This window comes from Cohaesibacter gelatinilyticus, from assembly GCF_900215605.1.
Lineage (GTDB): Bacteria > Pseudomonadota > Alphaproteobacteria > Rhizobiales > Cohaesibacteraceae > Cohaesibacter > Cohaesibacter gelatinilyticus.
In genome coordinates, this window is sequence record NZ_OBEL01000006.1 from 164,890 (window position 1) to 184,660 (window position 19,771).

The window sequence follows — 19,771 nt, forward strand, 5'->3', positions numbered from 1 at the left end:
GGATTGCCAAAGTCTGTTCTTATTGTATGGTCGAAGACTAACCACCACGATCTAGCCTATGGATCCGTGAGATTACCTAAAAATGCCAAATGATATGCAGGACCTAGCCACTCTCGCCTTTGACCACGCCCCCGTCGGCTTAATTGTGACCAAAGATCGGGTAATTCAGCAAGCCAATCTGCGCTTTGCGGAAATGTTCGGCTATGAATGCACGGATCTGACTGGCAGAAGCCTGTCACAGCTCTATCCCACCAGCGAGGAGTTCCTCAAAATAGGTGAACTGGGCCTTTCGAAAATGAGCCAGGATGGCCGCTATAATGACGAACGCATCATGCAGCGCCGTGATGGGACACATTTCTGGTGTCGAGTTCGCGGGCAATCCCTCACGCCGGACCAACCCTATAATCAAGCCATCTGGTCCTTTGCTGATATCTCCAATACACGCTCCATCACCCAGATGACCAAACGCGAGCGGCAAGTCGCAACGCTTCTGTCTGAGGGCCAAACCAGCAAGGAAATCGCTCGAGCACTCGATATCTCTCCCCGCACTGTCGATGTCCATCGCGCCCGCCTTATGGAAAAGTTCAATGCCCGCAATTCTCTAGAGTTGGTGGCGCACTTGGCAGGCATTCCCTTGTAAATCAAAGAAATTCCTTTCCTCACCCGGCCTCCATCAACAAGCTTGCGAATCTTCTAAACTACCATTGCCAGCCTGCGACAATTTGTAATACATTAACATAATTGAATATGTTCAGGTGAGGACCATTACCATGCATAGACGTGATTTTCTGAAAACAACAGGAGTAATGGCCGGAGGCCTTGCCCTGACATCCCTGATCCCCAATCTGGTCCATGCCAGCCTTACTTTGGGTAACACCAAAATCTCCACCCTGAGCGACGGTACATTGGGCCTGCCTGGCGACATGGTCTATGGCCATCTGCCTCAGGACGAACTCGCGCCTATTCTGGAAAAATACAGCCTTGATCGCAAGCGTGTGGTGCCAGAATGCAATGTAACCCTGGTTCAGTCCGGCGAGAACAAGGTCCTCTTTGACGTCGGAGCCGGCTCCAACTTCATGCCAACTGCAGGTAAAATCCTTGAAAGTCTGGAAGGAACAGATCTGAGCGTTGATGACATCACTCATGTGATCTTCACCCACGCTCACCCCGATCATATCTGGGGATTGCTTGATGACTTCGACGATCCGGTTTTTCCCAATGCCACCCATATGATCGGCAAGACAGAATGGGAATATTGGATGAATCCTGAAACGGTCAACTCAATCGAACCTTCTCGTCAGGCATTCGCTGTCGGAGCCAAAAATCGTCTCAGCGCCATTGAAGACGCGGTCAGCTTTTTCAAGGATGGAGAAGAAATCCTGCCTGGCATTGCCGCCCATGCAAGCTTCGGCCACACGCCCGGTCATATGGCTTTTGAAGTCAGAAGCGGCTCGGATGCTGCAATGATTGTTGGCGACTCCATCGTGAATCATCATGTTGCCTTCGAACGCCCGGACTGGCATTCAGGCTCCGATCAGGATCCGGAAACGGGTGCGAAAACGCGCATAGCTCTGCTGGACAAGATCACGACCGATAAAATGCAGCTCATCGGCTTCCATCTGCCAAATGGTGGAATTGGTCGTTGCGAGCGAAAAGACAATTCCTATCAATTCATTTCCGAGGCCTGATCATGAAAAAGCTATTGCTGACCGCTGCCTTCGCCCTTTGCACCACTGTCCTACAGGCCAGCGAAGATATCGCTGATCAATATCCCGCTTCACCACTTTATTCAAAACCGGTGGAAGTCATCCCAAATGTCTTTTCCGCTATTGGTGCGACGGCCCCTCCAACCTATGAGAATTCCGGCCATAACAACAATTTGAGTTTCATCATCACCGGTCAAGGGGTCGTGGTCATCAATGGTGGCGGCGCGTATGTGTTGGCTAAAGCCCTGCACGAAGAGATCAAGCAGGTTACGGACCAACCAGTCAAACTTGTTTTTAATGAAAATGGCCAGGGCCATGCCATGCTTGGCAACAGTTATTGGGCAGAACAGGGTGTCAAAATCGTGGCTCATAGCGAAGCCGCAGCAGAATTTGAAGAATATGGTCAGCAATCACTTGCCAATATGAAACGCCTGAACAAGGAAAAAGCAAAAGGCACAACGCTTGTTGGCCCGACTGAAACATTTGATGAGGACTATAAGGTCACCATGGGCAGTTTCGAGATTGAGGCACGCTATCTTGGCCCTGCTCACAGCCCTGGCGATATTGTGGTCTGGTTACCGAAGCAAAGCATGGTGATCTCTGGTGACGTGGCTTTCCACGAACGCATGTTGCCAATCTTCGAGCACACGATGACAGCTGACTGGCTGGAAACATGGGACAATGAGTTCGAAAAACTGAATGCCACCTACGTCATTCCCGGTCATGGTCACCCAACGAACATGGCCCAGGTACGTCGCTACACCAAAGGCTATCTGGAATATTTGCGCGGCAAAATCGGTGAGCATCTGGAAAATGATGGCACACTGGCCGACGCCTATTATGTCGACCAAAGCCCCTATAAAAATCTCGATACCTTCGACGAGCTGGCGACAAAGAATGCTGGCCGCGTCTACGAGCAGATGGAATTCGAGTAAGCAAGATCCAGAACCCATAATTCATCACCAAAAGAAGCCGGGCAATCGTATGATTGCCCGGCTTCTTTGATCACTTGAGCATCTCCTACGCCATAGAAGATCGATCCACCAACCATTGGGTCAACAAACCACCCATCCACATGGAGAAAATTGCCACCCAGGCAGTAATGGCAAAAACCGCACCACCAGTCACCCCTGCACCAACGGCACAACCACCAGCCAGCATGGAACCAAACCCCATCAGGAAAGCCCCTAGGAAATAACGCTCCATCTTGGTTTCTGGCCCAAAGCGCTGTATCTCGAATTCCCCTGTTGCCAATGCCATCAAGCCAGACCCCAGAAACACGCCTGGTACCAAACCAAGCCCAAAGGTAAACACAATTTCGCGCTCATTGACCAAAGCCATCAGAGTATCGGTGGATGGCCCGGTAAAACTGACAGACTGCACGCTGATCGGCTCAAAGGAAACTTGAGCAACCTGATAAGTTAAAACCCACCCCAAAGAGACAGCAAAGCCAACCAGAACAGCGCCAATACCATGGGTCAGTCTGACAGATTTTTGTTTGGCCAACCAGATTGCAAAGCCCAGAACTGCCAGAGAGATCAGAGCGGCCAATCCATGCCCAAGCGAGAAAACATGCAACAGATTGCGTGCTTCACCGCCATCAACCAGCCAGAGCCCACCCACGGTCTCACGCACCGGCGCCATGAAACCGCGCAACGAGGCCTGAGCAACCAAAGTCAGAATAAGCCCCGTCACCATCGCCCTCAAATTACCGGTAGCCGACAGTACCAGCAAACGGCTGGCACAGCCTCGCGCCAAAATCATGCCGATGCCGAACATCAGACCACCAACAATCGCACCGGACATGGAACCGGTAGCCGACAATTGCCGCGCGTCGGAAACATCAAGATATTCAAAGAAAATTGCCGCCTGAACAAACATCACGGCAGCAGAAAAGGCCAATAACCAAAGCGCCAGTTTGGCTCCCAATTTCCGTCCGGCTGTCTCGACGATCGCAGCCCTCAAACAAAATCTGGAATGTTGCGCAGCGGCTCCAAATACCAGTCCAATCACAAGTCCGACCAGCATCATCACGGTGCTATCACCGAGTTGGTCAATTATGGCTTCCAACATAAGCCCAGTCCCTTCGCACTCCTCAAAATCGTTCCGACATTCCGACCATACGACAAAGAAGAGATGATGAAATAGCGCACCCGCCCCTCAATGGGCGCGCTACTCGGTGTCCCAAACAGGCAAATCCGGGATACTTGCCTGTCCAAGCGAAATCCGTCCGCTCAAATCTCAAAAATCATTCCGAGATTGCCTTGTTTGCAATTTCAGCAAGCAAGGCTTCAACTTCCTTCATTGGTCCTTCAGGATAGACAGGGTGACCAATTTCCACCTTGCCATCACGTTTGGTGACAAACACCTTGTAAGGGCAATAAGCAATATTGGCTGGATCTGCTTCCATCACCTTGCGGGAGAGAACAGCCGAGCAGAAGAGAAAGATATCTGCCTTTTCAAAGATAGGCTTGGAAGAGCCGACATCTTTGGCAGTACGATTCAACATATCACCGGTATGGCTGACATAATCAATCACCAAACCTTTATCGACAATCGCACTTTCAATGCCAAAAGTTGCATCTTCAAATGCACCATCAAAGGCATAGGTCTTTGCTGCCTCACCTGCCTGGGCAACACTGGCACCAAGCGCCAAACCCAAAGCAGCTCCCAGAATTTTGAGGCTTGCTGACTTTTTCATTGTTCAATTCCTTTTACTGATTGAGGGACAGTTATCTTCTTGAATCCCGATCAGAACGGCACTCATACCAAGCGCCGCCCCGACAAATGGTTGCTTAGCCGAACATGTCCTTGGTGATGCCAGCATACCAGCCCTGCGATTCCTTGTAATTGTTCGCACGGGTGGCAGCATCTTCACCAGTCTTAGAAATAAAACCCGAGACCTTGGCAATTTTCTCATCGGTCGCCTTGTAGCTTGCACCGACCTTGACACCATCGTCAGTGTCAATCAATGACCAACAGGTATTCGAGAATTTCGCCGGAAAGACTTTGGAACCGGTCAATTCACCACGAATGGCATTGGCACAAACCTTGGCCTGACTATTCGCTGCAAAGCCGGACTTTGGCATGTCACCTTGCATGGCTGCATCACCCAGCACATAAACATCCTTGTCAGCCTTGGACGACATATCCTTGGCATTCACAGGAGCCCAACGGCCATCAGATACACCAGCCAGTTCAGCAATACGTCCAGCCTTCATGGCCGGGATCACATTGCAGACATCTACCTTGGTCACTTCCCCATCAATGGAAACGGTCATCTCATCGGCATTGACGGACACCTTGTCGCCACCAAAATCAGGTCCCACCCAATCGACCATGCCTTCATAATGATTGTTCCAACCTTCCTGGAACAATGCCATCTTGGAGAATTTGGGCTTCGGATCAGCGATCAGAATCTTGGCGGTTGGATTGTGCTGCTTAAGCAGATGCGCCACCATGGAAATCCGCTCATATGGCCCGGGAGGGCAACGGAATGGGTTTGGTGGAGCCACCATGGCAAAGACACCACCAGCAGGCATGGCCATCAACTGAGCTTTCAATAACTCGGTTTGAGATCCGGCCTTATACGCGTGAGGCATTTTGTTCTGGGCTGAAACATCCCATCCTTCGACAGCGCCAGAAACAAAATCAATCCCCGGAGAAATGATCAACTTGTCATACGGCACTTGCGCACCACCGGCCAGGCTAACCACCTTCTTCTCCCGATCCACACCAATAGCCCAATCATGAACAACATTGATGCCATAACCAGATGCCAGTGTTCCATAAGAATGGGCAATGGAACTCAAATCGCGGAACCCACCGATATAGAGGTTGGAAAAGAAACAGGTATAGTAGCTGCGGCTTGGCTCGATCAGAGTTACATCCAATGCCCCCTTGCTATCCTTTGCCAGATAACGGGCAGCCGTTGCACCGCCAGCGCCGCCGCCAATCACAACCACCTTGGGTTTTCCATTTCCCTTTGCAAAGACCTGCGGCGCCGCAAGTGTAGATGCAGCAACTGCAGCACCACCAATAAATACACGTCTGTTTAGTTTCATATCATTTCCTCCCTAATCAATTCTTCGAAATCAGTTTTCTACATCGCGAAAAAACGCTGCCAGAGATGCAATTTCATCATCTGACAGCCGCCCTGCAATCATCTGCATGACCGGGTGCTTGCGCACCTTCTTCTTGTAAGCATGCATCGCCATTACAAAGTCATCTTCCGGCCAGGACACAATGGACGGCACGCCATCATCCTGACCACTCGTCTGGTGACAAGCCGTACATTCACCCGATAGATATTCGCCATATTCCGGGTCACCTTTCAGCGCCAGGATAGCCGGATCCAGATCATGGCCAGCATCTGATGTAGTCGGATCGGCTTCCGGAATATCAGCAGGATTGTCTGAGAATGTGCGCAGATAAGCAAGTAGATCCTCGCGGTCTTGCGGATCTTTCATGCCTCGAAAATTCATACGGGTGCCGGAAACCAGATTTTTTGGATTCTCAATATAGGCAGACAGATTATCAGCATGCCATTCAAGTCCGCCAGCGGCGGCCCGCTTGATCCCCTTGGAATATTTGAAACCCTCAATGGAAGCGGCGCGACGGCCAAATAGCATGTTCAGATGAGGACCAACCCTGTTCTTGGCACCCTTGCCAATCTGATGGCAAGCCCTGCACTTTTTGAAAAGCTTGCGTCCTTTTTCCTTGTCGCCCAACTCAACTGCAAAAGCCGGTTGCCCAAAACCGAGAAAAATTCCGATCGAAACCATCAGAAAAAGACGCAAGCCGCTCACCATAACTGCAGATCCTATTATTGTTGAACGCCTGACATGTCTGGTCGAATATTGTGCCCAAGACAATGTGGCACTCCCCCCTGAAATTCTCGTTACCGGTGCGGAGAGATTTGGCAGATTGCCTGGTCAGTTACGAAGCCATCCAACCTGCCAAATCCTCCAAAAGGTCGAAAAGACATCCCCCGACATCTTTCAAACCCGCCAATTGCCTTGCCCATCCCTCCTTGGTCAAAACTCATGGCTATTGATCGGCAGTCGCAGAACCGCGCCCGCCGATCAGATACTTCCGATGACAGCTTTATTCCAAAGCCCCGCCACCTTCTTCCGGTGTCACATCCACGATGACGGCACGCTTGGTGATCTCAACACTTTTCTTGCATTCTTTCATGCAAGGCTCACCGGTAAACTCCTTGAGTTCCTTGTCGGCGCGATCATCCATGAAGAAGTTTTCTTCATTTTCCAACTTGATGGTTTTGAAATTCTCATCGCTGAGCTCAAACTCATCATCCACCACATCATTCATGTTCAGAAGATAGGCAGTAATCGCATAGACCTCATCCGGTTCCAGCGTCTGAGCCGCACCAAAAGGCATCGCCCGTTGGATATAGTCGAACAAGGTAGAAGCATACGGCCAGTAGGAGCCGATTGTCTTGACAGGACGCTCATCTTTCAACGAACCGTGACCACCCGAAAGAACCGGCCAGCGATCAACACCTTCACCAAAGTCACCATGGCAGGAAGCGCAATTGTCGATGAACAATTCTTCGCCCATCTCCACATTGCCCTTGCCTTTTGGCAGACCGGTGCCATCAGGACGCACATCAATGTCCCAGGCTTTCACTTCATCCGGCGTAGCCTCACGACCAAGGCCATATTTACCTGCAGCAACCGCAGGCGTTGCCAACAGGGAGGCAACGACAAATGCTTTAAGAAATTTCGACATTTTCCGCTTTCCCTTCTTCGTCAATCGCCCAGGTCTGGATGCCGTTATTGTGATAGATGGAGTTCACACCGCGATGTTTACGCAACTGATCTTTGGTCGGCTGGACATAACCGGTGCTGTCATGAGCACGGCTCTGCAGCAGCAATGGCTTTCCATCCCAGTCAAACTCGAAATAGAAACGATGCATGGATTTATCCAGACTCGGTCCGGAAATCCGCGCTTGATGCCAGGTAATGCCACCATCAATGGTCACATCCACACGCGGGATGGTACCGCGTCCTGACCAGGCAAGACCTGTAATGACAGTCGGCCCCTTCTTATGGGTCAATGGTGCCTGCGGGCTTGGATTGGTAATGACGGATTTTGCATCCATCTCCCAGGTAAAGCGACGGGCCTTACCATTCTCAAGCAAATCAGTATATTTGGAGGTCTCTTCGCGGTGATGCCAAGGCTGGTCACCCACTTCCAGACGGCGTAGCCATTTCACCCACATATTGCCTTCCCAACCGGGAACAACAAGACGAACAGGATAACCCTGCTCAGGACGTAGTGCTTCACCATTCATCTTGAAGGCAACAAGGCAATCATCCAGCGCTTTTTCCATTGGAATGGAGCGGGTCATACCAGATGCATCAGCACCTTCTGCCAGCAACCATTTACCGGATGGTTTGACGCCTGCTTCTTCCAAAAGCGTACGCAGTTTCACACCGGTATACATGACGTTGTGGATCATGCCATGTGTGAACTGACAGCCATTGAGCTGTGCACCACGCCATTCCATACCGGAGTTGGCCGCGCATTCCAGGAAGTAGACATGGTTCTCACGCGGGAAGCGCATCAGATCTTCCATGGTGAAAACCAACTGACGATCAACCAGACCGTTGATCATCAAACGATGTTCTTTTGGATCGATATGCGCAGTGCCGCCATGATGGCGTTCAAAGGCCAGACCATTCGGCGTAATGATGCCGTCCAGCTCATGCAACGGAGTAAAGTTGATGGAAGAAACCGGATCCGCAGTCAACCACTCAACCGTGCGACGCTTCACATGCTCTTCAAACTCGGATGGCTTGCCATATGGCATCACATCCACACCATCACCAAGCTCGCTATTCCAAGGCTGAACTTCGGTAATCACCTTCTCACCGGCAGCAAGTGCAGCCCCTGTAGAAAGGGCTCCTGCGCTGGTGGCGAGCGCACCTTTCATAAAGGCGCGACGCGATGGCTTTTTGCCTTTAAAAATTACAGACATAAATTATGTCTCCTTCCTCGTCCTCAAACGCCAACAACCTTGACGTTGCTCTCCCCTGAGACGCTCACAGTCCCTTTCTTGCGGATGAAGCTCTCTACAACATCCCAGATTTGCGGCCCTTCGGTGCCTTCGTTCACGCTGGCCCAACCGGCAACCCAATATTCCTTGGAAGCTTCTATCTTCTCGCCAGTCTTGGTCAGCGTCAGATCAGAAATACGCTTGCCTTGCGGTTTGGAAATATCACAGGTGAAATTCAAACCACCGGTCCGAACCATGTCACCGCCTTGCTGGTAATATGGATCCGGGTTGAAGATATTGTCGGCCACATCTTCCAAAATCACATGGATGAACTCGCCAGTCATTTTGGTGCGATAGGCTTCGCCATAGGACATGGAGGTCACGTTGAACAGATCCTCACGGGTAATATCCTGACCTGGCAGAATGCTTGGTCCCCAACGCACGCCCGGTGACATGGAAATATCTGCTTCGCGCTCTTCGATCAGAGCCTCACAAATCAGATCATCCCAGGTACCAGAGAAGTTGCCACGGCGATAAAGAAGGCTATCGGACTTGCCGATCACTTCTTCCAATTCTTTCTTGTATGGTGCCCGCTGCTCATCAATCAGTTTGGTAATGACAGGATCCGGTGCAATCACATCAGAGAAGACCGGGATCAGCTTATGCTTGATGCCCATCATCTTGCCATTGCGAATATCCAGATCGATACGGCTGACAAATTTGCCATTGGAGCCAGATGCCACGATATAGGTTTTCTCGATCAGCACTGGCTCCGGCAACGCATCATGGGTGTGACCAGACAGGATGACATCAATACCCTTGACACGAGACGCCATTTTCTTGTCCACGTCAAAACCGTTGTGAGACAGGCAGACCACGCATTCAGCACCAGCAGCGCGAACTTCGTCGACCATTTCCTGCATATTCTCGTCACGAATACCGAAGCTGTATTCAGGGAACATCCAGCGCGGATTGGCGATTGGCATATAAGGAAATGCCTGACCGATAACGGCAACCTTCACGCCGCCACGCTCAAAGAATTTGTATGGCTTGAACAGTTCGGCAGGCTCATCCCACTCGGCATCAAAGATATTTTGACCAAGAGCCGCAAAAGGCAAACCTTCCACAATCTCGTTCACACGCTCGGAACCAAGAGTAAATTCCCAATGGAAGGTCATGGCATCCGGCTTCAATGCATTCATCACATTGACCATGTCCTGACCTTCTGTCTTGTAACAGGTCAGCGAGCCATGCCAGGTATCACCACCATCCAGCAGCAAGGCATCAGGACGATCCGCGCGGATGGAATTGATGATGGTGGAAACGCGATCCAAACCACCAACCTTGCCATAACTCTTGGCAAGGGAGGAGAAATCTTCATAGGTCAGTGCATATTGAGCAGGTGTACCCTCACCAACGCCATAAGCTTTGCGGAAATCTGCCCCTGTCAGATGCGGTACATGACCCTTGTTCGACCCGACACCGATATTGATTTCCGGCTCACGGAAATAGATTGGCATCATTTGGGCATGAATATCAGTCACGTGAATGATGGAAACATTGCCAAATGTGTCAAATTCCAAAAGCTGGTCTTGGGTCAGGGCTTGCTGGGCAGCAACTTTGGCCCAGGCGCCAAAGCCCGACAGACCATAAAGCGATGCAGCTGCCATACTTACCTGGAGAAAATCGCGACGGGAAATCATCAGCCATTATCCTGAAGTCTTAATGCGACATATGCGCATTTTTGAATTTGTTTAGTTACGAAAAGTCCCGTGCTGCCACCGGCAACACGGGACATCTCACATTGACTAGTTTCTTACAGACGGGGTTTCCACCGTCAGACCTGCCCCACGACTGGCAAGGTAAAGCTGCAGAGCTTTGAACTCATCAGACCCTTCCTTGAAAGGCTCGGCACGAATATTTTTCATGCAACCTTTAAAGCGGCCATGGATGGAATTCAGCTTGGCATTCTTCAGACGATAAGTCGGGAAACCATTGATCTGGCCCTGAGACAGATGGTCTGCGCGGATCATGTTGCCATAATTGTCCTCATGACAATTGGAACATGCCATATCCAACTGGCCAAAACGACTGTAGTACAACTTCTTGCCCTGTTCCCAGATTGGCTTCGCATCACCATCAATAGCAACCTTCACAGGCATGCCTCGTGACTGCAAACCGATATAGGCAACCATGGAACTCATCTGGGTTCCTGACCATTTCCAAGCCTTGGCGCCCATATGTTCCGTACGGCAATTGTTGATAATCTCTTCCATGGTCTGCACTTTGCCATCTTTCACACGTGGCATTGCGGCGCGCAGGCCTTTGAAGTCTTCGACATTCTCGTGACAGCTGGAGCAAGCCTTGTCAGCAGTTCCATCCACTTCTTCATACAGATCCATTGCTGTATCGACAAAAACGAAACCCGGATTGTCAAAATCATCGGTCTGCAAAGTTTGTGTTTCATCTGCACGAAAAACCCAGCCCGAATAGATTTCGTCCAGATTCTCGGCATGAGCTGGCGCTTTTGTTTTCGTAACAAAGGTCTCGCCTTCAATCTCCAGGCTGGCACTCTCATCAGCCTGAGCGATTGAGGCAGTAGCGGCAAAAGCTGCCGCTACCATCATTGAAAGCAGGAATGAAGTCTTTTCCATGCGGTGGTCCTCCCAAGAAAGCTACGATTAGGCGATTTTGATTTTTTTCTTCGCCTCGTAGACTGATCCGTCGTCATCATACCAGGTGAAATGGAACTCACCTGCCTCTGGCACTTTTGCTTCAAACTGAAAGTACGGATTGGTCGAAACCGCAGGTTCAATAGTAACATCAATCACATTCTGACCATTGAAGTCACAAGTGAAACGATTGATGATTGAACGTGGGATGAGCTTACCGTCCTTACCCTTGCGCTGACCGGATTCCATTTTGTGACTGATCAGGGATTTGATCGTAATGGATTCGCCTGCTTCAGCTTTTTTCGGAACCTTCACGCGAGGTTTCACACCTTTAGCCATTCTTCTATTCTCCTGATCTTGCTTAGCCGCCGCAGCCGCCGATGGTTACCTTGACAGTGGTGGATGCACGACGGAATGAACCGTCTTTCATCTTTGCAATAGCAACCACGTCTTGGGTTTTGGCCAAACGGATACGGGTAGAAGCAGACTGAGATGGGCTCAGAGGACCAAATTTGAAGGTCGCCACTGCAGGGGTTGGATTACCAGCAGCAAACAGGGTGATGCTCTCAGCACCTTCTGCATCGACTTCAACCGGCACAGTGTTACCGTTTTCGGCAATTTCCGGAGCGGACAGATCAATACCGCCCTCTTTTACTTCAGCGCCGCCAATCAGCGTCTTGATATCTTCCTCTACGGTGGAAGCAAAAGCTGGAAGGCTAACCATGCTGGCTGCCACAACGGCTCCTGATCCAAGCACCAGCACTTCCCTACGGGTAAGCTTCATCTTAATTCTCCAATAGTGGGTGGATCACTGTTCTTTCAGTGTCATCAGATAGGCAACAACATCCTCAACCTGTTGGCCGGAGAGAATGGACTTGCCCGCAAACTTTTTCAAAGGTCGCCCAATACCATCGACGACATAAAAAGATGGCATGATGCTGCCTTCAAATGTCTTCTTGGAATTGGTCACAATCCCGCGCAACTCGGCTTCCGTCCAACGATCAGAAACACCGTCCAGAGTTGGACCAACTTCCCCGTGGAACAGCTCGTCTTTCATATCCGAATTGGCATGACAGGCCAGGCAATTGCCGAGCTTGCGATTTTTAAAGACCTTTCGCCCATTTGCGACATCACCAGCTTGACCGGTCAGAGACGCTTTCACGGCTCCCTCTTCAAACTGAACCTTGCCTGCCGGAGTGGGCTCTGCTGTGGCAACGCCAGCCCCGATAAGCAGGGCAGATAATGCCAAAACTGGTCTCTTCATATTGGTCCTCCCTCTCAATTATTATGGATTTGCTCCGGGTATTTTTTCTCTGGTCACCCGATAACAAATTCAATTAATTGAATGTCATAATGTGTGAGGTGCGACAGTTTGGCAATTATTTTTTTCGCGAAGCTATCATTCGAGCATGATATTTCTGGAAAGACTCCTCTCCCGCATACCCTTTTTCAACAACCCAGCGCAACATATCCTCCGTCGTCATTTTCCCAAATGCACCAGGCATTTGCGCGACTACGAGCTGGTTTGCAGGCTTCGATTCCGGAGCGGTTTCTCCAAAAAACATCACGGTTGGGGTAAACAACACCCCCCACTTTTTTACTATGTCTTTTTCAGACATTGTGGTGCCATCGAAGTCGGTTACTTCGACATCTCCAAACATATTGATCTGCACAACGAAGAAATTTTCCTCGATAAAATTAGAAATTTCGGGAATCGGATAGATCTCTTCATGCATTTTTTTGCAATAGATACAGCCGCGTTGCTCGATCATCACCATCAGCCGTTTTCCTTCCGCTGTGGCTTCCTCCAGATCCTCACGCAAATCCTTGAATGTATCTCGCATCCACGTCTGCTTATGCAGGCCATCATCTCCAACACTGGCAGCATTGGTTGCTAATGGCGTCGTAACAAGCGCTCCAAGACATATTGCGCCAACAATGAAAAGCGCCTTCGTCTGATCCAAAATCCTCATAGTTTCTCCTCCCAAAGAAATGAATAGCACCGAATTGAAAACCTGAATTTCTAGGTTAAACTTGTAAAACCGGGCACCACCTCGAGCATCCATTGTGCAATCACATTCACTGAATTGGTGGCAATCAAAAGCCCAAAAACAATTAGCAATGCTCCCATGATCTTCTCCATCAGACTGAGATGTTTGCGGAATTTCATCATCCAGGCCATGAAAGGGCCAACAAAGAGAGCCGCCAGAACAAAGGGAGCGGTCATGCCTGCACCATAGGCTCCCAGCAACCAGACACCCTGACCTGCCGTGTCCGTCCCTGCCGCCATGAACAATATGGAAGCCAGAACCGGTCCGACACAGGGGGTCCAGCCAAACGCAAAAGCAAGACCAATGACAAAAGCCCCGATATACCCCACTTGCTTGGTGCTGCCCGCATCGCTCCTGAATTGTCGATAGAGAAATCCTATTCGTATGACGCCAAGAAAATGTAGCCCCATGGCAATGATGATTGCAGCGGCCACCCAGCGTAGAATATCAAAATATTCACGTACCATCTGTCCAAATGCAGAGGCAGCTGCCCCCAGCCCCATGAAGATGGTCAAGATTCCGGCCGAAAAGCAAAGCGCGGCAAGAACCGCTCTGCGGCGTACCGCGGCATCAATCTCAGCCTCGGCGGAAATCTGGTTCATTCCCACTCCAGCCAGATAGGACAGATAAAAAGGGACAATTGGCAAAATGCAGGGAGATAAAAATGACAGCAACCCCGCTATTACTGCCCCGAAAAGAGTGACTTCCAGCACCAGAGCCTCCAAGACAACTTGTATAATTCACACATTCAAATTATATTATGTGTTAGAACAACGTCAATACGAGCCTTGCGCAAGGTTAAATATGAAAACACTAGTCTCCTCCATTCTGATGATGGTGATGATCACACTGTCATCCATGATTTCATCTGCCCGGGCCTCGGACAGCTCAAAGCTTGAACTGGTCATGGTCGAGGAAGAAGGCTGCGTCTGGTGCGAACAATGGTTGCGTGAGATTGGTCCGATCTACCCCAAAAGCGATGAAGGCAAAAGAGCCCCGTTGCGTCGCATAGATATTTCAGATCCTCTTCCGCAGGATGTACAGGTCAATCGGGGTTTGCATTATACCCCAACCTTTGTACTTCTGAAGGATGGCAAAGAGAAAGGCCGCATTGAAGGCTATCCCGGAGAAGACTTCTTCTGGGGGTTATTGGCACAAATCCTCGCTTCGATTGATAAAAAGCAGACATCTGGCGATAACTGAACTTGACAGCGCATCCCAGAAAAGTTGTAGAACTTCTCAAAGACGGATTCGCAACAAACTAAGATCAGAGCATCAACTGAATTCCAGATGATGCGAGATACTCTGTAGACGGCTTGAGGAATTTCTATGGCACTGCCAGTCTTCCACGAGAATATGCTTGAAAGCGACATGGAAAAGATGGAGAGCAACGCCACCCGTGCCTCCAATTTCCTGAAAGCGATAGGGCATGAGGGAAGAATGATGATTCTCTGCCACCTGGTCACCGGTGAAAAATCAGTCACCGAGCTTGAGGATCTCTTGTCCGCTCGTCAGGCAGCTGTCTCTCAACAACTCTCCAGATTGCGCCTGGAAGGGTTGATCACACCACGCAGAGAAGGCAAATCAATCTATTATCGCTTGACCGATGACCGTTCCAAACAAATAATGGAAGTGGTCTATGAACTCTTCTGCAGGGATTAGACCTGATCGTAACTTCTTTTGTCGAGTTACGATTTGAGCCGAGGCGAATAAAAACAAACGCCCGGTTTTCTCGATTTTCGAGAGGGGAGGAAATCTGGCAATGATGGAGCTGTTACTCAGCCACGAATTTCTATTGGCTTATGCTGGCCTTGCTGGTGGCATCCTGCTTGGATTGGCCGCCAGATTGGGACGCTTCTGCACTCTAGGCGCTATTGAAGACTATTTCTATTCCAGCTCCGATCTTCGTCTGCGCATGTGGGGTATTGCCATCGGCATTGCCATCATCGGCACCTTTTCCCTCGTTCACTTTGACGCATTGCAACTACAAAATGCCACCTATCTGCGCCAGCAATGGAACCCGCTGGAGAGCATCGTTGGAGGCCTCATGTTTGGCTATGGCATGGCTATCTGCGGCAATTGTGGTTATGGCGCTCTCGCTCGTCTTGGCGGTGGAGATCTCCGCGCCTTTGTCATTGTCATCGTTATGGGCATCAGCGCCTATATGACAATTTCAGGACCATTGGCCTATATTCGCATCTGGCTCTTTCCGGTCAATCAAGTCGAAGACAGCCTGCCATCCTTCGCCACCAGCTTGTCGGAGCTTATTGGGCTGAGCAGCTCCGTGATAGGTATTCTGATAGGAATTGTTGTACTGATTGCCACAGCCGCTCCGAGGCATGTGCGTCAAAAACCATCAACAATTTTCTGGGGAGCCATTGTCGGTCTGGCAGTGGTATCGGGTTGGGCTAGCACCCAATGGCTCTATACGGAGAGTTTCGAGGCCAATCCCGTTGTCTCACACACTTTCTCAGGCCCTATTGGTGAAACAATCCTCTATGCCATGACCGCATCCGGCACCTCCCTCACATTTGGTGTAGGCTCAGTTGCTGGTGTCTGGATTGGCGCTTTCATTGGCAGCATGATCAAAGGCCATTTCCGTTGGGAAGCGTGCGAAGATCCCCGTGAATTGCGCCGTCAGATCATTGGTGCAGGCCTGATGGGTGTCGGTGCAGTTATTGCTGTAGGTTGCTCCATTGGCCAAGGCCTCTCAGCCATTTCACTGCTGGCCTATAGCGGCCCTGTTACCTTGCTCTCCTTGATGGCCGGTGCAGCCCTTGGTCTCCGCCAGCTCATGGTCGGTTTCGCTCGCCCCGTCTAAAACACGGCAAAGCCCTTATGGTCTGCCCGGCCATTGCACATGATAATCATCCACCACGAAGACATGGCTATGCACATGGCCATGGCTGTCTTTCAGATGCGGATGATCTGGCGGCAAATCATCGTGACTGTGTTCGATCACCCGCTCTGCGTCCGCAGGCCACAGCTGAGTCGCAACAAGCGCAGCAGAAAGAGCAATCACAGTCAGAACCGACATGGTGACTTCACTCCCCATTGATGTCTGCATCCAACCCGCCAATGGATAGCAAATCAACCAACAAGCATGGGACAGTGCAAACTGCGCAGCATAGACAGCAGGACGATCTTCCGGGTGAGAGGAGCGCTGCAGCAACCGCCCTGATGGCGTCAAAATTGCGGAATAGCCAACGCCAATGAACAGCCAGCCAATCAGTAGACTTACAAAAGAAAACTGTCCGAGCATCATAACTGTGATAAGAGCTCCATGAGCCAAAATCAGGATGGCAACGCCGCTTAACATCACTTGTCGATCAAGAAGCCTGTCCAGCAAGCGCGGCAGCGACAATGCCGCAATCATGGATCCGGCCCCAAAGGCGGCATAGCTATAGGCCACATGCACATCCGCCAAACCCAACGTTTCCCGCACCAGAACAACACTATTCACCAGAACCATGGAGCCGATGGCTGATACGGCCATGCACAGCGCCAGTAATCCACGAAGGCGCGGTGTTGCCAGATAGATCCAGATCCCACGGGTCGTTCGCTCATAGATACCCCGTGGTTCCGACGGCTTGGGATTGGGAAGAGCAACAGAAAAAATAAGCAGCGCTGAGGCTACAAATCCAATGATCGTGCCCACAAACAACGCCTGATAAGCAAAGAATAGCAAAACAGCGCCCGCCAGCATCGGGCTCAGCAGACTTTCCAGATCATAAGCCAGACGAGAGAGCGAGAGCGCTTTCGTATAGTCCTGCTCATCTGGCAAAATATCCGGAATGGACGCTTGAAACGTCGGGGTAAAGGCAGCAGAAGCAGCTTGTAGCAGGAAGATCAGGCCAAAAATCTGCCAGACTTCAGCCACGAACGGCAGCATCATGGCCACTCCTGCCCTCACCAGATCCAGCATCACCAGCATCTTGCGTCTTGGCAAACGGTCTGCAAACGCCCCGGCAATCGGCGCAATTCCCACATACGCCACCATCTTGATGGTAAAGACCAAACCCAGAACCAGACCTGCCTTTTCTCCGGCCAGATCGAAAGCAAGCAAACCAAGCGCCACCGTAGCCAAACCGGTGCCAAACAATGCCACCAATTGAGCCAGAAAGAGCGGCGCAAACTGACGATGTTTTAAAATTTGCAACATTGAGTCCTCATGCAAATCTGACTTTTTCTCACTCAAAACCTCTCTAAAAATGGGAGTTAGAGATATTTCGTAATGGCCTTGAAATCTTCGATCCCCTGACGGGCATCATCCCCCCCACCTTCATTACCGGGGTGCAAGCTAGCTTCCAGGCAATGATCAATATGGTCCTGAATCAGAGTTCGTTTTGCATTGGCAATAGCTCGTTCCACTGCAAACAATTGCTGAGCAATGTCATGACAAGGATTACCTTGTTCAATCATATCAATAACATGACGCAAATGCCCCTGCGCACGCTTCAGACGCTTGGCAATTTTGGGATGGTTCGGATGAAGATGGGAGTGATCATGTGACATGACTTCGAATTTATCCCCCTAGGGAGGATGAGTCAAGATCACCAACACCCGCAATTCTCACTTGCAAAAAGCGGGCAGCTTTCTATGATCAAACGATTGATATCTGAGGAAAATATATCTGAAATGCCCGAAATCTATGTCGATGCCGATGCCTGTCCGGTAAAGGAAGAAGTCTATAAAGTGGCCGAACGGCACGATATTCCGGTTCTATTGGTAGCCAATCAATGGATGCGGTTTCCCAGAGATCAGGATATTCGCTTCATCAAGGTAGACGATGGCGCAGATAAGGCTGACGATTATATCGCCGAAAATTGCACAGAGGCATCAGTCGTCATCACGGCAGATATCTTGCTGGCCCAACGCTGTATCGAGAAAAACGCCACTGTATTGGCCCCCACTGGCAAGGCCTTTACAGAAAGCTCCATCGGCAATGCGGTCGCCACCCGAAATCTGATGTCCGATTTACGCGAGTGGGGAGAGGTCACCGGCGGCCCTGCTCCGTTTTCCAAGCAAGATCGATCCCGTTTCCTCTCAAGCCTTCATGAGGCGATTTCGAAGCTAAAACGCGGCTAAAACTATCCTACCAAGCCGCCTGATAGATCGCCAAGGCCTCTGCCTCTGACACTTCACGTGGGTTGTTGACCAGCAGACGGGTCTGCAACATGGCATCGCTTGCCATACGAAGCAGATCCCCTTCGTCGATACCAACCTCTCGCAGGCGGGTTTCCAATCCCAGATCTTCCGCCAAAGCCGCCAATCGGTCGATCAGTGCCTCACAACGGCGATCATGCGCTGCGCTGCCAAGGTCAGGAAAGATCAATGGAGCCAGATCCGCATAAGCCTTGCCACAGGCGGGCATATTGAAGCGCATCACATGGGGCAGAACCAGCGCGTTCGATAGACCATGCGGCACATGGAAGATCCCCCCGATAGGATAGGCCAAGGCATGTACAGCTGCGACCGGGCTATTGGCAAAGGCCTGCCCTGCCAGCAATGAGCCAAGCAACATGTCAGATCGTACTTGCGGATCTGTGCCATCCTTCACCGCCGAAACAATATTGGCACCAAGCAACAGCAAGGCTTGCTGTGCCAGACCACGAGAAATCGGATTGTTATTGATGGATGCCGATGTATAGGCCTCAATCGCATGCACCATGGCATCAATCCCGGTAGCCGCTGTCACATGCGGTGGCAGCCCAATTGTCAGACTGGCATCCAGCACCGCCAGATCAGGCAGGATCAACGGTGACACCACGCCTTTTTTCTCGGTTTCTCCCACGGTGATAATAGAAATGGGCGTCACCTCCGACCCGGTCCCCGCTGTAGTCGGGATCAACACCAAGGGCAATCGTTCTCCCTTGACCATCCCAACACCGTAAATGTCATCAAGCTGCTCATCACTTTTAGCCAGCAAAGCTGAGAGCTTGGCCACATCCAGCGAAGATCCACCGCCAAGACCGATAACAGCCTCAACGTCATCATCCCGAGCCTGCTGTTGCGCCGCCAGCACCAGATTGGCCGGAGGATCCGCTACCACATCATCAAAGATCACATACTCACCGCCAGCCTCACGGATCGAACGACAAAGCGGCTCAACCAGACCGGCAGCGAGCAATCCCTTATCTGTGACGATTTGAAGTTTACGGCCAAACTCCGCAACCAAACGCGGCCCCAACCCTGCTACAACGCCCGGCTCGCATAAAATGGATTTGGTGCTGTTAAATGTGAATGCCCCGGGCATGGTGTTCCCCCTGTTCTAATCTTGGGAAGAAGTCTAGACAGAATGTCGCAGCACAGGCAAGACAG

General features: G+C 50.7%; 23 protein-coding genes. 7 read left to right on the forward strand and 16 right to left on the reverse strand.

Features of this window, described 5'->3' with window-relative positions; all coding sequences use genetic code 11:
• The first annotated feature begins 94 nt into the window (after positions 1 to 94).
• The 3 genes from CRO57_RS25205 to CRO57_RS20335 all read left to right on the forward strand — a co-directional run bounded on the left by CRO57_RS25205 (position 95) and on the right by CRO57_RS20335 (position 2,641).
• Positions 95 to 640: a PAS and helix-turn-helix domain-containing protein gene (locus CRO57_RS25205; RefSeq protein WP_097155484.1), complete on the forward strand. Its 546-nt coding sequence runs from the start codon at positions 95 to 97 to the stop codon at positions 638 to 640.
• 130 nt (positions 641 to 770) lie between these two features.
• Complete coding sequence (locus CRO57_RS20330) at positions 771 to 1,688, forward strand: MBL fold metallo-hydrolase (protein ID WP_097155345.1); 918 nt, start codon at positions 771 to 773, stop codon at positions 1,686 to 1,688.
• 2 nt (positions 1,689 to 1,690) lie between these two features.
• Positions 1,691 to 2,641: an MBL fold metallo-hydrolase gene (locus CRO57_RS20335; protein WP_097155346.1), complete on the forward strand. Its 951-nt coding sequence runs from the start codon at positions 1,691 to 1,693 to the stop codon at positions 2,639 to 2,641.
• A gap of 85 nt (positions 2,642 to 2,726) precedes the next feature.
• Here the strand turns inward: CRO57_RS20335 and CRO57_RS20340 are convergent, their stop codons facing one another.
• The 13 genes from CRO57_RS20340 to CRO57_RS20400 form a co-directional block, all read right to left on the reverse strand.
• Positions 2,727 to 3,779: a YeeE/YedE family protein gene (locus CRO57_RS20340; RefSeq protein ID WP_097155347.1), complete on the reverse strand. Its 1,053-nt coding sequence runs from the start codon at positions 3,777 to 3,779 to the stop codon at positions 2,727 to 2,729.
• A 175-nt stretch (positions 3,780 to 3,954) separates the two neighbouring features.
• Positions 3,955 to 4,407, reverse strand: a complete 453-nt coding sequence (locus tag CRO57_RS20345; protein WP_097155348.1) for a DUF302 domain-containing protein — start codon at positions 4,405 to 4,407, stop codon at positions 3,955 to 3,957.
• 94 nt (positions 4,408 to 4,501) lie between these two features.
• The gene (locus tag CRO57_RS20350; RefSeq protein WP_097155349.1) at positions 4,502 to 5,770 is read right to left on the reverse strand and encodes an NAD(P)/FAD-dependent oxidoreductase; all 1,269 of its coding nucleotides are present in this window, start codon (positions 5,768 to 5,770) and stop codon (positions 4,502 to 4,504) included.
• Positions 5,771 to 5,800: 30 nt separating this feature from the next.
• The gene (locus tag CRO57_RS20355) at positions 5,801 to 6,517 is read right to left on the reverse strand and encodes a c-type cytochrome (protein ID WP_097155350.1); all 717 of its coding nucleotides are present in this window, start codon (positions 6,515 to 6,517) and stop codon (positions 5,801 to 5,803) included.
• A gap of 295 nt (positions 6,518 to 6,812) precedes the next feature.
• A complete protein-coding gene (locus CRO57_RS20360) occupies positions 6,813 to 7,457 on the reverse strand; it encodes a c-type cytochrome (protein ID WP_097155351.1) in 645 nt (214 codons plus the stop codon).
• A complete protein-coding gene (gene soxC / locus CRO57_RS20365) occupies positions 7,441 to 8,709 on the reverse strand; it encodes a sulfite dehydrogenase (protein ID WP_170956187.1) in 1,269 nt (422 codons plus the stop codon). Before soxC ends, CRO57_RS20360 begins: the two co-directional genes overlap by 17 nt.
• A 23-nt stretch (positions 8,710 to 8,732) precedes the next feature.
• On the reverse strand, positions 8,733 to 10,430 hold the full coding sequence (gene soxB / locus CRO57_RS20370) for a thiosulfohydrolase SoxB (RefSeq protein ID WP_097155352.1): 1,698 nt from the start codon (positions 10,428 to 10,430) through the stop codon (positions 8,733 to 8,735).
• A gap of 105 nt (positions 10,431 to 10,535) precedes the next feature.
• Positions 10,536 to 11,381, reverse strand: a complete 846-nt coding sequence (gene soxA, locus CRO57_RS20375; RefSeq protein ID WP_097155353.1) for a sulfur oxidation c-type cytochrome SoxA — start codon at positions 11,379 to 11,381, stop codon at positions 10,536 to 10,538.
• Between the two features lie 27 nt (positions 11,382 to 11,408).
• Entirely contained in the window at positions 11,409 to 11,738 is a 330-nt protein-coding gene (soxZ, locus tag CRO57_RS20380) for a thiosulfate oxidation carrier complex protein SoxZ (RefSeq protein ID WP_097155354.1), read from the reverse strand.
• A 22-nt stretch (positions 11,739 to 11,760) separates the two neighbouring features.
• Positions 11,761 to 12,183, reverse strand: a complete 423-nt coding sequence (gene soxY / locus CRO57_RS20385; RefSeq protein ID WP_097155355.1) for a thiosulfate oxidation carrier protein SoxY — start codon at positions 12,181 to 12,183, stop codon at positions 11,761 to 11,763.
• Between the two features lie 24 nt (positions 12,184 to 12,207).
• Positions 12,208 to 12,663 carry a sulfur oxidation c-type cytochrome SoxX gene (gene soxX / locus CRO57_RS20390; RefSeq protein ID WP_097155356.1) on the reverse strand — a complete coding sequence of 152 codons (456 nt, stop codon included), beginning with the start codon at positions 12,661 to 12,663 and terminating at the stop codon, positions 12,208 to 12,210.
• Between the two features lie 115 nt (positions 12,664 to 12,778).
• On the reverse strand, positions 12,779 to 13,372 hold the full coding sequence (locus CRO57_RS20395; protein WP_097155357.1) for a thioredoxin family protein: 594 nt from the start codon (positions 13,370 to 13,372) through the stop codon (positions 12,779 to 12,781).
• A gap of 50 nt (positions 13,373 to 13,422) precedes the next feature.
• Entirely contained in the window at positions 13,423 to 14,163 is a 741-nt protein-coding gene (locus CRO57_RS20400) for a cytochrome c biogenesis CcdA family protein (RefSeq protein ID WP_097155358.1), read from the reverse strand.
• Between the two features lie 91 nt (positions 14,164 to 14,254).
• Between CRO57_RS20400 and CRO57_RS20405 the strand changes: the two genes are divergently transcribed.
• The 3 genes from CRO57_RS20405 to CRO57_RS20415 all read left to right on the forward strand — a co-directional run bounded on the left by CRO57_RS20405 (position 14,255) and on the right by CRO57_RS20415 (position 16,271).
• Positions 14,255 to 14,653: a thioredoxin domain-containing protein gene (locus CRO57_RS20405; protein ID WP_170956188.1), complete on the forward strand. Its 399-nt coding sequence runs from the start codon at positions 14,255 to 14,257 to the stop codon at positions 14,651 to 14,653.
• Positions 14,654 to 14,779: 126 nt separating this feature from the next.
• Positions 14,780 to 15,112, forward strand: a complete 333-nt coding sequence (locus CRO57_RS20410) for an ArsR/SmtB family transcription factor (RefSeq protein WP_097155359.1) — start codon at positions 14,780 to 14,782, stop codon at positions 15,110 to 15,112.
• 100 nt (positions 15,113 to 15,212) lie between these two features.
• On the forward strand, positions 15,213 to 16,271 hold the full coding sequence (locus CRO57_RS20415; RefSeq protein ID WP_097155360.1) for a YeeE/YedE family protein: 1,059 nt from the start codon (positions 15,213 to 15,215) through the stop codon (positions 16,269 to 16,271).
• Positions 16,272 to 16,286: 15 nt separating this feature from the next.
• Here the strand turns inward: CRO57_RS20415 and CRO57_RS20420 are convergent, their stop codons facing one another.
• Positions 16,287 to 17,612 carry an MFS transporter gene (locus tag CRO57_RS20420; RefSeq protein WP_097155361.1) on the reverse strand — a complete coding sequence of 442 codons (1,326 nt, stop codon included), beginning with the start codon at positions 17,610 to 17,612 and terminating at the stop codon, positions 16,287 to 16,289.
• A 56-nt stretch (positions 17,613 to 17,668) separates the two neighbouring features.
• Positions 17,669 to 17,965, reverse strand: a complete 297-nt coding sequence (locus CRO57_RS20425; protein ID WP_097155362.1) for a metal-sensing transcriptional repressor — start codon at positions 17,963 to 17,965, stop codon at positions 17,669 to 17,671.
• 123 nt (positions 17,966 to 18,088) lie between these two features.
• Here CRO57_RS20425 and CRO57_RS20430 point away from each other — a divergent pair, with 123 nt between their 5' ends.
• Positions 18,089 to 18,538, forward strand: coding sequence for a YaiI/YqxD family protein (locus CRO57_RS20430; protein ID WP_097155487.1), 450 nt, complete (start codon positions 18,089 to 18,091; stop codon positions 18,536 to 18,538).
• A gap of 7 nt (positions 18,539 to 18,545) precedes the next feature.
• Here the strand turns inward: CRO57_RS20430 and CRO57_RS20435 are convergent, their stop codons facing one another.
• A complete protein-coding gene (locus CRO57_RS20435) occupies positions 18,546 to 19,706 on the reverse strand; it encodes an iron-containing alcohol dehydrogenase (RefSeq protein WP_097155363.1) in 1,161 nt (386 codons plus the stop codon).
• Positions 19,707 to 19,771 lie beyond the last annotated feature (65 nt).

Coding starts and splice junctions, on each gene's coding strand:
- CRO57_RS25205 (WP_097155484.1), top strand. CDS start 95: ATGCAGGACCTAGCCACTCTCGCCTTTGACCACGCCCCCGTCGGCTTA.
- CRO57_RS20330 (WP_097155345.1), top strand. CDS start 771: ATGCATAGACGTGATTTTCTGAAAACAACAGGAGTAATGGCCGGAGGC.
- CRO57_RS20335 (WP_097155346.1), top strand. CDS start 1,691: ATGAAAAAGCTATTGCTGACCGCTGCCTTCGCCCTTTGCACCACTGTC.
- CRO57_RS20340 (WP_097155347.1), bottom strand. CDS start 3,779: ATGTTGGAAGCCATAATTGACCAACTCGGTGATAGCACCGTGATGATG.
- CRO57_RS20345 (WP_097155348.1), bottom strand. CDS start 4,407: ATGAAAAAGTCAGCAAGCCTCAAAATTCTGGGAGCTGCTTTGGGTTTG.
- CRO57_RS20350 (WP_097155349.1), bottom strand. CDS start 5,770: ATGAAACTAAACAGACGTGTATTTATTGGTGGTGCTGCAGTTGCTGCA.
- CRO57_RS20355 (WP_097155350.1), bottom strand. CDS start 6,517: ATGGTGAGCGGCTTGCGTCTTTTTCTGATGGTTTCGATCGGAATTTTT.
- CRO57_RS20360 (WP_097155351.1), bottom strand. CDS start 7,457: ATGTCGAAATTTCTTAAAGCATTTGTCGTTGCCTCCCTGTTGGCAACG.
- soxC (WP_170956187.1), bottom strand. CDS start 8,709: ATGTCTGTAATTTTTAAAGGCAAAAAGCCATCGCGTCGCGCCTTTATG.
- soxB (WP_097155352.1), bottom strand. CDS start 10,430: ATGATTTCCCGTCGCGATTTTCTCCAGGTAAGTATGGCAGCTGCATCG.
- soxA (WP_097155353.1), bottom strand. CDS start 11,381: ATGGAAAAGACTTCATTCCTGCTTTCAATGATGGTAGCGGCAGCTTTT.
- soxZ (WP_097155354.1), bottom strand. CDS start 11,738: ATGGCTAAAGGTGTGAAACCTCGCGTGAAGGTTCCGAAAAAAGCTGAA.
- soxY (WP_097155355.1), bottom strand. CDS start 12,183: ATGAAGCTTACCCGTAGGGAAGTGCTGGTGCTTGGATCAGGAGCCGTT.
- soxX (WP_097155356.1), bottom strand. CDS start 12,663: ATGAAGAGACCAGTTTTGGCATTATCTGCCCTGCTTATCGGGGCTGGC.
- CRO57_RS20395 (WP_097155357.1), bottom strand. CDS start 13,372: ATGAGGATTTTGGATCAGACGAAGGCGCTTTTCATTGTTGGCGCAATA.
- CRO57_RS20405 (WP_170956188.1), top strand. CDS start 14,255: ATGAAAACACTAGTCTCCTCCATTCTGATGATGGTGATGATCACACTG.
- CRO57_RS20410 (WP_097155359.1), top strand. CDS start 14,780: ATGGCACTGCCAGTCTTCCACGAGAATATGCTTGAAAGCGACATGGAA.
- CRO57_RS20415 (WP_097155360.1), top strand. CDS start 15,213: ATGATGGAGCTGTTACTCAGCCACGAATTTCTATTGGCTTATGCTGGC.
- CRO57_RS20420 (WP_097155361.1), bottom strand. CDS start 17,612: ATGTTGCAAATTTTAAAACATCGTCAGTTTGCGCCGCTCTTTCTGGCT.
- CRO57_RS20425 (WP_097155362.1), bottom strand. CDS start 17,965: ATGTCACATGATCACTCCCATCTTCATCCGAACCATCCCAAAATTGCC.
- CRO57_RS20430 (WP_097155487.1), top strand. CDS start 18,089: ATGCCCGAAATCTATGTCGATGCCGATGCCTGTCCGGTAAAGGAAGAA.
- CRO57_RS20435 (WP_097155363.1), bottom strand. CDS start 19,706: ATGCCCGGGGCATTCACATTTAACAGCACCAAATCCATTTTATGCGAG.